Here is a 10,991-nt window from a genome sequence, read left to right as displayed (position 1 = left end):
GACGAAGGAAAGAGAGCACCATGAGCCTGCTGGAGATCCGTCTCTTCACCGTGCAGCCGGGCACCCGTGAGGAGTTCGACCGGGTCAGCCGGGAGGAGACGATCCCGATGATGCGCCGCTGGGGCATCAACGTGATCGCGTTCGGCCCCGCGCTCAACACCGAGGACGGCTACTACCTGATCCGCAGCTTCCCCTCCGAGGAGCAGCGGGTTTCCCTCCAGGAGGCCTTCTACGCGAGCGCCGAGTGGGAGGACAACTACGACAAGAAGATCACCGAGATGATCGCGGACTACCACACCGCGGTCGCTCCGCTGACCGGTGACCTGTCCACCGATCTGAAGGGCATCCAGGCCGACCGGGCTTAGACCGACCGGACCCGGGCCGGGCCCCGCACAGGAGGCTCGGCCCGGTCACGGCCCAGGGCCGCCGCCCTGTCGCAGACGAGCCACTACCCGCCGGCTCGTCCCACAGCTGAGGAGAACCAGGAATGCCGTACACCGACGTCATCGGAGCCGACCGCGAGGCCTCCGCCACCAGAACAGCCGTCCCGCGCCGGCTGCTGATGTGCCGTCCGAACCACTACGACGTGTACTACTCGATCAACCCCTGGATGCACCCCGAGAAGCCGGTCGACACCGGCCTGGCGGTGCTCCAGTGGGAGCGGCTGCGCGAGCTGTACGCATCGCTGGGCCACACCGTCGAGGTGATCGACTCGCTGCCCGGCCTGCCCGACATGGTGTTCGCCGCCAACGGCGCCACCGTGGTGGACGGCAAGGTGCTGGCTGCCCGGTTCCGGCACATGGAGCGCACCGCCGAAGGCCCGGCCTACCTCTCCTGGTTCCAGCACAACGGCTACCAGGACCTGCTGTGGCCGGAGTTCATCAACGAGGGCGAGGGCGACTACCTGCCGGTCGGGCGCCGGATCCTGGCCGGCACCGGCTTCCGCACCGACCAGCGCTCGCACTACGAGGCGCAGGAGTTCTTCGGCCTGCCGGTCACCAGCCTGACCCTGGTCAACCCCCGCCACTACCACCTGGACACCGCCCTCTCGGTGCTCTCCGACACCGAAATCATGTACTGGCCCGAGGCGTTCACCCCGGGCAGCCAGGCCGTGCTGCGCGAGCTCTACCCGAACGCGGTGCTGGCCACCGCCGACGACGCCGCCGTCTTCGGCCTCAACGCCTTCAGCGACGGCTACAACGTGCTGCTCCCGCAGGCGGCTTCCGGCCTGATCGAGCAGCTCAAGGCGCGCGGCTTCAACCCGATCGGCGTCGACCTGTCCGAACTGCTGCTGGCCGGCGGCAGCGTCAAGTGCTGCACCCTCGAACTCCGCGACCGCTGAACCTCGCAGACACCCCGCTTGTGAAAGGCCACTACCGTGACGGATCGCGCTGAACTGACGGCGAGCTTCCTGGACGGCGTCCGCGAACACGGCGCTGTCGCATCCGAACTGATCGGCAACCAGCCCGACAACGACATGCTGGTCGCCTTCTACCGGGGCAGGTTCCTCTCCCGCCCGCTCTTCCTCGGCTACGAGGAGCGGGTGCGGCTGCAGGCCGACCTGGAGAACCTGCACACCGCGCTGACCAGCCTGCCGGAGCGCCTCTTCGACGGGGACCTGGGGGCCTTCGCCCGGGCGGTCGGGATGAACGACGTGCAGGTCTCGGCGATCCTGCGCAGCAGGGGCGCCGCGGTGACCAAGCAGATCCGCGCCGACATGTACGTGGACGAGTCGGGCTTCAAGCTCCTCGAGTACAACATGGGCAGCGCGCTGGGCGGCATCGACGTCGGCGAGATGTCCCGGGCGCTCCTGGAGCACCCGCTGATGCGGGAGTTCGCCGAGGAGCACCGGCTCGGCTACGCCGACTTCACCGCCGAGAAGCTGCACGACATCGTGGCGGAGTCCGGCTTCGCGCCCGACGACGACCCGGTCGTGGTGATCGCCGACTGGCCGTCCAGCTACGTCGACCTGGCGCCGTACATCGCCCTCACGGTGGATCACTGGCGGGCCCGCGGCATGGACGTGCACGGCTGCCACGTCGGCGAGTTGGAGGTGCGCGACGGCGCCGTCTGGCTCGGCGAGCTGAAGGTGGACATCATCCACCGGCTCTTCCTGATCGAGGACCTGCTGGAGTCGGAGGAAGCCGTCGCACTGCTGGACCCGGTGCTGGACGCCGCCGCGGCCGGCCAGGTCAAGATCTTCACACCGATGGAGTCGGAGGCTTTCGCCAGCAAGGGTGCGCTGGCGATGCTCTCCGACGAGGGCAACCGCCACCTCCTCACCGAGGAGGAGAGGGTGAGTCTGGACCGGATCCTGCCCTGGACCAGGATGCTGCGTCCGGGGAAGGTCACCCTGGAGAACGGCGAGCTGGTCGAGATGCTCGACTACGTGCTGGCCCATCAGGAGGACTTGGTCCTCAAGCCCACCCTGCTGCACGGCGGCCAGGGCGTGCTGCTGGGCTGGGAGGAGCAGGTCACGCCGGAGGTCTGGCGCGAGCAGGTCACCGCGGGGCTGGACGGCCCGTACCTGATCCAGCGCCGGGTCGACCCGCTGACCGAGTACTTTCCGGACGAGCAGGGCGAGTTGGTGCCCTGGCTGCTGGTCTGGGGGATCTTCGGGGCGCAGCGCGGCTTCGGCGGCATCTATGCGCGCGGCACCACGCTGGAATCCAGGGCGGGCGTGGTGAACACGGCCTCCGGGGCGTATGCCGGCACCGGCTTGCACGAGCTCGGGCCGGACGAAACGGCCTGACGGGCGCGGGGCGGGCCGTCCACCCTCCCGGGGGTGGCCGGCCGGCCCCTGTCGCCGGGCAGCCCGGTCGGATCACTCGGCGAAGTCGACGGTCACCCGAGGCCGAGGCCGAGGCCGCCGATCCAGGCGCGGATCGCGGTCACCGTGGTGGTGGCGTGCTCCCGCAGCAGGGAGACGTGGTCGCCGGGCACGTCGACGCGGTCGTGCGGCAGCGGCCAGGACGTGCGCCAGGCGTCGCCCTCCGTACGCGCCGCCATCAGAGGGGTCGGCTGCGCGGCCCCGAGGAACAGGGTCGGGGTGTCCACGGGCTCCGGCCGCCAGTCCATGAAGAGCCCGGTGTAGGCACCCATGGCCGCGAGGGCGGCGTCCTCGTCACCGGTCGACCCGTCACCGTCGGGGCGCGGCCCCGGCGAGGCGGCCAGGGCGGCCAGGGCGGCCAACCACTCCGTGGAGCGGTTGCCCTCGTGGACGAGATACGTGTCGATCAGCACCTGCCCGACGGGGGCCGATCCCAGGGATTCGAGGCGCCGGGTCACGGCGTGCGCGACGGCGCCTCCGGCGGAGGCACCGACCAGGATGACGGGCCGGTCGCCGACGTGCCGCCGCAACGTCTCGGCGTGGACCCGGGCGAGCGCCTCCCGGTCGGCCGGGACGGCGCTGCCCGTGCCGATGCCCGGGTGCGGGAACTCCAGGACGTCCCACTCCCCCTCGAAGCAGGTGTGCAGGGCCGCGAACCCGCCACCCGGGAATGCGGGGACGGGACGGTAGTCGGCGAAGAAGGCCACGACCGGGCCATCGGCGCGGCCCTCGGCCCGTCGCAGCGGCGGCACGGCGTGCTCCGCTGCGGTGGAGACGTCGAACGTCGCGGCGGCCGAGGACGCCGCGACCACCAGGTGCATCGCGGCCACCGCCCGGTCCAGCCCGCAGAGCCTGCGGTACAGGGATGCGAGCGTCTGCGCGGGACGGCCGGCGGGCGGTACGGGCCGTTCCCGTGGTGCACCACCGGGCAGGTCGTCGAGCAGGTCGAGCAGGTGGCGGGCGAGGTCCTCGATCGCGGGGTGCTCGAACACCACGGCCGCGGGCAGCCTCAGGCGCAGCGCCGTGCTCAGCCGGTTGCGGAGCTGAACCGCCGTCAGGGAGTCGAAGCCGAGTTCGGCAAGGGTCTTGCCGGCGGGCAGGGTGTGCGCGCCGGAGTATCCGAGCACCTCGGCCACATCGCCGCGCAGCAGTTCGGAGAGTGCGGCCCCGCGCTCCTCGACGGGCAGCCCGGCCAGAAGCGTGCGCCACACCCCGGGCTCCGGGCCCTCCTGCGCGCTCGGGAGCGGTTCGGTGGTGCTGCTCCGCGCTTCGGCGGCGGGCCGGCCCGGGTGCGCCGGCTCGCGCAGCGGCGCCGGTAGCGGCCCTGCGGCGGTGCGGAGCGCGGCCCGGTCCAGCAGGATCGGTGCGAGCACGGGATCGCCGGTCCGCAGCGCCGCGTCGAACAGGGCGAGTCCTTGTGCGGGGGTGAATGCCCGGACCACATCGCCGGACCTCGCGTGCCCGCCGTCCTGGGTCGGCTGCGCGCCCATGCCCGTGGCGTGGCCCCACCGGCCCCACGCCAGCGAGACGGCGGGCAGGCCGGCTGCGGCCCGGTGCTGCGCGAGCGCGTCCAGGAACGAGTTGGCCGCGGCGTAGTTGGCCTGGCCCGCCCGGCCCAGCACGCCCGAGGCGGAGGAGAACAGCACGAAGGCCGACAGGTTCCGGTCGCGGGTCAGCTCGTGCAGGTGCCAGGCCGCGTCCGCCTTCGGGCGCAGGACCGCCGCCAGCCGCTCGGGGGACAGCACGGCCAGCGCTCCGTCGTCCAGGACCCCGGCGGCGTGCACAACGGCGGTCAGCGGGGGGTCGCACTGCTCGATCACCTCGGCGAGCCGGGCCCGGTCGGCCGTGTCGCACGCGACGATGCCGACCTGCGCGCCCCGCTCCGCCAGCGTCGCGCGCAGGGCGTCGGCGCCTGGTGCGTGCGGGCCGCGCCGCCCGACCAGCAGCAGGTGGCGGACCCCGTGCGCGTCGACCAGGTGTCCGGCCAAGTCCGCGCCCAGTGCGCCGGTGCCGCCGGTGATCAGCACCGTGCCGTCCCGGTCGAAGGCGCCGGAGCGGCGCGGCGCCGCGGTCTCGGCCGCCCACGGCTCGGGCGGGTGGACCGCTGCCGGGACGCCGACCAGCCGTGGCACCGTCGCCCGCCCGGCACGCAGGGACAGTTGGGGCTCGCCGGAGGCGGCCGCCGCAGGCAGCAGTCGCAGGGAGGCGGGGTCCGCGTCGACGTCGATCAGGATGACGCGCCCCGGCAGCTCCGACTGTGCGGTGCGCACCAGCCCCCAGACCGCGGCTCCGGCCAGGTCGGGCACGGCAGCGGTGGCGTCCCGCGTCACCACGACGAGCCGCGAGCCCGCGGTGTCCGGGTCGCCCTGCCAGTCCTGCAGGGCCTTGAGCACCTTCGCGGTCAGCCGGTGGACGTCGGCCAGCGGGCCGTGATCCGTGCCTGAACCGACGGCGGCGACCGCCAAGTGGCCGGGCGGGGCCGCGGCGTTCGCGTGGACGGACGGACGTGCGAGGGGGACGAAGGCGGCGAGGTTCAACTCGTCCGACCCGAGGACCGTCCAGCTCTCCAACTGCCGCGCACCGCTGGGCAATACAACGGGGAGCCAGTCGGGGCGCAGCAGGGCGCGCTCGGCGATGTCGCCCTCGAGGCGGCGCTGCCCGGCCGGAAGCTCCCTGGTGGCAAGGGAGTTGATGCGGGCCACCGGGCGGCCCGCCGGGTCGGCGAGCGTCAGCGAGAGCGTGCCGTGCTCGGAGTCGGGGCCGGCCCCGCCGACCGGCGAGATCCGTACCCGCAGCTGCGACGCCGCGGCGGCATGGAGGCACACGCCGCTCCACTGGAACGGCACCCTGGCGCCGGCCGTGTCCGGTCCCTGGGCGGGCGCGGCGAGCAGCGAGGCGTGCGAGGCGGCGTCCAGCAGCGCGGGGTGGATGCCGTACCCCTCGGCTGTCCACGGCTCGGGAAGGCGGACCTCCGCGAACACCTCTGCGCCGCGTCGCCACAGCGCGCGCACGCCGCGGAAGGCGGGGCCGTAGGCGAGACCGCGCTCCGCGGCGGCTTCGTAGGCGCCGGTGAGCCCGATCTGCTCGGCGCCGGGCGGCGGCCACTGGGTGAGGCCGTGCTCCTGCGGTACCGCTTCCGGCTCGGACGTCCGGGCGAGCAGGCCGGTGGCGTGCAGCGTCCACCCGGCCGTGGTGGGCTCCACCGGTCGCGCGTGGATCTCGATGGAGCGCCGACCGGATCCGTCGGCCTCCCCCACCACGGCCTGGACAAGCACCCCTGCGGCGGGCAGCGCGAGCGGCCGCAGGATCACGAGGTCCTCCAGCGTGCCGCAGCCGGCCGCGTCGCCGGCGCGCACGGCCATCTCGACGAACGCCGTCCCCGGCACGAGTGCCGTGCCGCCGACGACGTGGTCGGCGAGCCACGGCTGGGCGGCCGCCGACAGCAGGCCGGACAGCACCGTGTGCCCGGTGCCGGGGACCTCGAACGGCGGTCCCAGCAGGGGGTGTTCCCCGGCGGCCGGCTCGGCCACGGCCGGGCGCGGCGGGTCCAGCCAGTACCGTCGACGCTGGAAGGCGTAGGTCGGCAGCTCCACGCGCCGCAGCCCGCGGTCCGCGAACACCGCGGGCCAGTCGACGCCGGCGCCCCGCACATGGAGCCGGGCCACGGCCGACAGCAGGGCCGAGGGCTCGTGCTCGCCGTCACGGGCCGCGAAGGCGAACACCGGGCCGCCGCCGTCCTGCGGGGCCGAGCAGGACTGCGCGTAGGCGGTGAGCACGGGCTGCGGGCCGAGTTCCAGGAAACCCTCGACCCCGTTGCCGCCCAGCCATCCCACGGCCTCGGCGAACCGCACGGGAAGGCGCGCGTGCCGCACCCAGTAGTCCGCGCAGCCCAGTTCCTCGGGCGCGGCCCGACGGCCCGTCACGGTGGAGACCAGCGGGATCCGCGGCGGTCGGAACTCCAACGTCTCGGCGACGCGCCGGAATTCGTCGAGCACCGGGTCCATGAGCGGCGAGTGGAAGCCGTGGCCGACCTTGAGCCGCGTGCTGCGGCGGCCGCGGGCCTCGAAGCCGGCCGCGACGGCGAGTACCGCGTCCTGCGCGCCGGAGATCACCACGGCGCGTGGCCCGTTGACCGCGGCGATCGCCACGCGGTCGGCCACGCCCGCGAGTTCGGGCAGCACCTCGTGCTCCGCCGCGTCGAGGGCCACCATCGCCCCGCCCTCGGGCAGCGCCCGCATCAGCCGCCCGCGCGCCGCGACCAGGCGCACGGCGTCGGGGAGGTCCAGTACGCCCGAGACGTGCGCGGCCGCCAACTCCCCCACGGAGTGCCCCGCCAGGAAGTCGGCCCGCACGCCCCAGGACTCCACCAGGCGGAACAGCGCCACCTCGAAGGCGAACAGGGCGGCCTGGGTGAAGTCGGTGCGGTCGAGCAGGGCATCCGGCGAGCCGGGCTCGGCGCGGATCACCGTGCGCAGCGGCCGGTCCAGTTCGGCGTCCAGGAGCCGGCAGACCTCGTCGAAGGCCGCGGCGAACGCGGGGAACGCCTCCCGGAGCTCCTCGCCCATCCGGGCGCGTTGGGCGCCCTGTCCGGTGAACAGGAAGGCGGTGCGGATCCGCGGGTCGGCGAGGCACGCCACCGCCCCGGCGCCGGAGGTGCCGTCGGCGATCGCCCGGAGCCCGGCCAGCATGCGGTCGCGGCCCGCGGCCGGCACCATCGCCCGGTGCGTGAGCGCCGCCCTCGACACCGCCAGCGAGAAGCCCAGGTCCGCCGACGACAGGCCCGGCCGGGCCGCGACGTGGTCCGCCAGCCGCCGCGCCTGGGCCCGCAGGGCCGCCTCGTCTGCTCCGCGGACCAGCCAGGGCACTGCCACCGGCCCCTCCGGCGGCGCGGGTGCCTGCTGCGGCGCGCGGTAGTCGGCGGCCGGTTCCTCGATGATCACGTGCGCGTTGGTGCCGCCGATTCCGAAGGCCGACACGCCGGCGCGGCGCGGCCGGCCGGCGGGCGCGGGCCACGGCCGGGCGGAGGTCAGCAGCTCGACCCGGCCCGAGGACCAGTCGGCGTGCGGCGTGGGTGCCGCCACGTGCAGGGTCCTGGGCAACTCGCCGTGCCGCATGGCCTGAACCATCTTGATGATCCCGGCGACTCCGGCGGCGGCCTGGGTGTGTCCGAGGTTGGACTTGATGCTGCCCAGCCACAGCGGGGGCTCCGCCGGCCCCCGGCCCTGGCCGTAGGTGGCGAGCAGCGCCCGCGCCTCGACGGGGTCGCCGAGCGCGGTTCCCGTCCCGTGCGCCTCCACGGCGTCCACCTCGTGCGCGCGCAGCCCGGCGTCGGCCAGCGCCCGCTCGATCAGGCGTTGCTGGGCGTGGCCGTTGGGCGCGGTCAGGCCGTTGGACGCGCCGTCGGAGTTGACGGCCGAGCCGCGCAGCACGGCCAGCACCGGGTGTCCGTTGCGGCGGGCGTCGGACAGCTTCTCCAGCAGCAGCACCCCGGCGCCCTCGGCCCAGGCGGTGCCGTCAGCCGTGGACGAGAACGACTTGCAGCGGCCGTCGGGCGCCAGCGCGCGCTGGCGGCTGAACGCGACCAACGGCTTCGGGGTCGCCATCACGGTCACGCCGCCGGCCAGGGCCAGCGAGCACGCGCCCGAGCGCAGGGCTTCGGCCGCCTGGTGCACCGCGACCAGCGAGGAGGAGCACGCCGTGTCGATGGTGATCGCCGGCCCGCACAGGCCGAACACGTAGGAGAGGCGACCGGAGGCCACGCTGCCGGCCGACCCCAGGGCGAGATGGGCCTCCAGTTCGTGCTGGGTGAAGCGGTCCGCGTAGTCGCCGTACATCACCCCGAGGAAGACGCCGGTGTCGCTGTCGCGCACCGACGCCGGGTCGATGCCGGCCCGTTCCCACGCCTCCCAGGAGATCTCCAGCAGCAACCGCTGCTGCGGGTCCATGGCGAGCGCCTCGCGCGGCGAGATGCCGAACAGGCCCGCGTCGAACTCCGCGGCCTGGTGCAGGAATCCGCCGCTGCGCGTGTAGGAGGAGCCGATGCGGTCCGGGTCGGGGTCGTAGAGGGCAGCCAGGTCCCAGCCCCGGTCGACCGGCAGCTCCGAGATCGCGTCCGCGCCCTGCGACACCAACTGCCAGAGCCCTTCCGGGGATTGCACGCTCCCGGGGTAGCGGCAGGCCATGGCGACGATCACCACCGGGTCCTGGTCGTGCGCCACGTCCCGCCCGGCGGCCCGTGGTGCGGCCGCGGTCGCGGGTGTGGCGGCGAACAGTTCGGTGCGCAGGTACCGGGCGACGGCGGCCGGGGTGGGGTGGTCGAAGACCAGTGCCGTCGGGAGGCTCAGCCCGGTCGCCGCCGCTAGCCGGCCGATCAGCTCGATGGCGCCGAGGGAGGTGAGCCCGAGGTCCGCGAAGGAGGTGTCCGCGTCGAGCCGGTCCGCCGGCACGGATCCGCTGACCCGTGCCGTCTCGGCGCACACCGCCTCGCACAGCGCGCGTTCCCGTTCCTCCTGGGGCAGCGGCAGCAGCCCGCGGTACAGGGCTCCGTCGGCTGCGGCCGGGCTCGGCGCCGAGGCCGGGCCGGTGCGGACCGCGTGGCGGATGATCTTGCCGGACGGGGTGCGCGGGACGGCCGCGATCTCGCGGACCTCGACGGGGACCTTGTGCTCCGCCAGTTGCGAGCGGCAGGCGTCGAGCACCCGCCGCGGGTCGAGGCCGTCCGGGCCGGGCACCACGAAGGCGACCGGGACCTCGCCGAGGACGGCGTGCGGCATGCCCAGGACCACGGCGTCCCGCACGCCTGGACAGCGCCGCAGGACGTGCTCGATCTCGGTGGGATGGATGTTCTCGCCGCCCCGGATGATCAGTTCGCTGACTCGGCCGGTGAGGGCGAGGTGACCGTCTCGGACCCGGCGGCCGAGGTCCCCGGTCCGGTACCAGCCCTCGCGCAGCGCGGCAGCCGTTGCCTCCGGCTGGTTGTGGTAGCCCGTCATCAGGTTCGGACCGCGGACCCACAGCTCCCCCTCGCCGCCCGCGTGGACGTCGACGCCGCTGTCCGGGTCGACCACGCGGACCTCGATGCCGGGCACCGGCGCTCCGCAGGACCCGTCGACCCGGGGGCCGGTCGGCCGGGTCACCGCGATCGCGCCGCAGGTCTCGGTGCTGCCGTAGGCGTCGAGCAGCGGCACGCCGAGCGTCTCCTCGACCGCGCTGCGCAGCGCGGGCGGGCACGGCGCGCCCGCGGTGACGCAGAGCCGCAGGCCAGGCCGCGCCCGGGGGAACGGGGCGTCCGGCGCCGAGGACACCAACTGGTGGTACGTCGTGGGGACGCCGGCCAGGACGGTGAACGGCCCGCCGAGGTCGTCGTCCGGGGTGCGCAGTTCGCGCCACAGGTCGCCGGGGGTCAGGAGCTCGCCGGTGATCGCGGTGCTCGCGCCGATGGCCGTGGTGCCGAGGATCGCGAGGGAGTGTCCGAAGCTGTGGAACAGCGGCAGCGGCCACAGCAGCCGGTCCTCGGGGGAGATTCCGAAGATCGGCGCGTAGCAGGCCGCCACCGACCACAGTGCGCTGCGCTGGGTGGAGAGCACGCCCTTGGGGCGGTGGGTGGTCCCGGAGGTGTAGAGCAGCCAGGCCGGCTCGTCGAGCCCCAGGTCGTCCGGCGGCTCGGACCCGTCGGTCTCGGCCGCGGTGCGGAAGAGGACGGTGCTGTCGGGGGCATCCGCCGGGATCGGGCCCGTGCCGGTGAGCAGGACGTGCAGGTCGCGGTGCTCGGGGCCGAGGCGCTGCACCTGGGCGAGATGCGCGGGGTCGGTGATGATGGCCGACGCGCCGCTGTCCCGGAGGAAGTGGTCGAGTTCGGCTTCGGCGGAGCGGGGGTTGAGCAGAACGCCGATCGCCCCCGCCCGCAGGACGGCGAGGCAGCCCTCGACCATCTCCACGCAGTTGCCCAGGCAGAGCGCGACCCGATCGCCGCGGCGAACCCCGGCCCGGGCCAGCGCCCCGCCCAACCGCCTGGTGCGGCGCTCCAGCTCGGCGTAGCTGACGGCGCGTGAGGAGTCGCGGAACGCCACCCGATCCGGCGACCGCTCGGCATGCCTCCTCAACAACTCCGGTAGCGGCCTGAGCAGATCGTCATACCGCACTCCGTCGCTCACGCCCTCGC

General features: G+C 74.4%; 4 protein-coding genes. 3 read left to right on the top strand and 1 reads right to left on the bottom strand.

What is annotated here, in order from left to right:
- Positions 1-20 precede the first annotated feature (20 nt).
- The 3 genes from P3T35_RS10270 to P3T35_RS10260 all read left to right on the top strand — a co-directional run bounded on the left by P3T35_RS10270 (position 21) and on the right by P3T35_RS10260 (position 2,752).
- Positions 21-365, top strand: coding sequence for an NIPSNAP family protein (locus P3T35_RS10270; protein ID WP_101384409.1), 345 nt, complete (start codon positions 21-23; stop codon positions 363-365).
- A 122-nt stretch (positions 366-487) separates the two neighbouring features.
- A complete protein-coding gene (gene ddaH / locus P3T35_RS10265; RefSeq protein WP_101384408.1) occupies positions 488-1,342 on the top strand; it encodes a dimethylargininase in 855 nt (284 codons plus the stop codon).
- 36 nt (positions 1,343-1,378) lie between these two features.
- Positions 1,379-2,752, top strand: a complete 1,374-nt coding sequence (locus P3T35_RS10260) for a hypothetical protein (RefSeq protein WP_280705403.1) — start codon at positions 1,379-1,381, stop codon at positions 2,750-2,752.
- A gap of 92 nt (positions 2,753-2,844) precedes the next feature.
- Here the strand turns inward: P3T35_RS10260 and P3T35_RS10255 are convergent, their stop codons facing one another.
- Positions 2,845-10,983, bottom strand: coding sequence for a type I polyketide synthase (locus tag P3T35_RS10255; RefSeq protein ID WP_348533405.1), 8,139 nt, complete (start codon positions 10,981-10,983; stop codon positions 2,845-2,847).
- Positions 10,984-10,991: the final 8 nt, after the last annotated feature.

Source organism: Kitasatospora sp. GP30, from assembly GCF_029892145.1.
Lineage (GTDB): Bacteria > Actinomycetota > Actinomycetes > Streptomycetales > Streptomycetaceae > Kitasatospora > Kitasatospora acidiphila.
The sequence above is the reverse complement of the archived record's forward strand: the minus strand, read 5'-3'. Positions and strand labels throughout refer to the sequence as shown.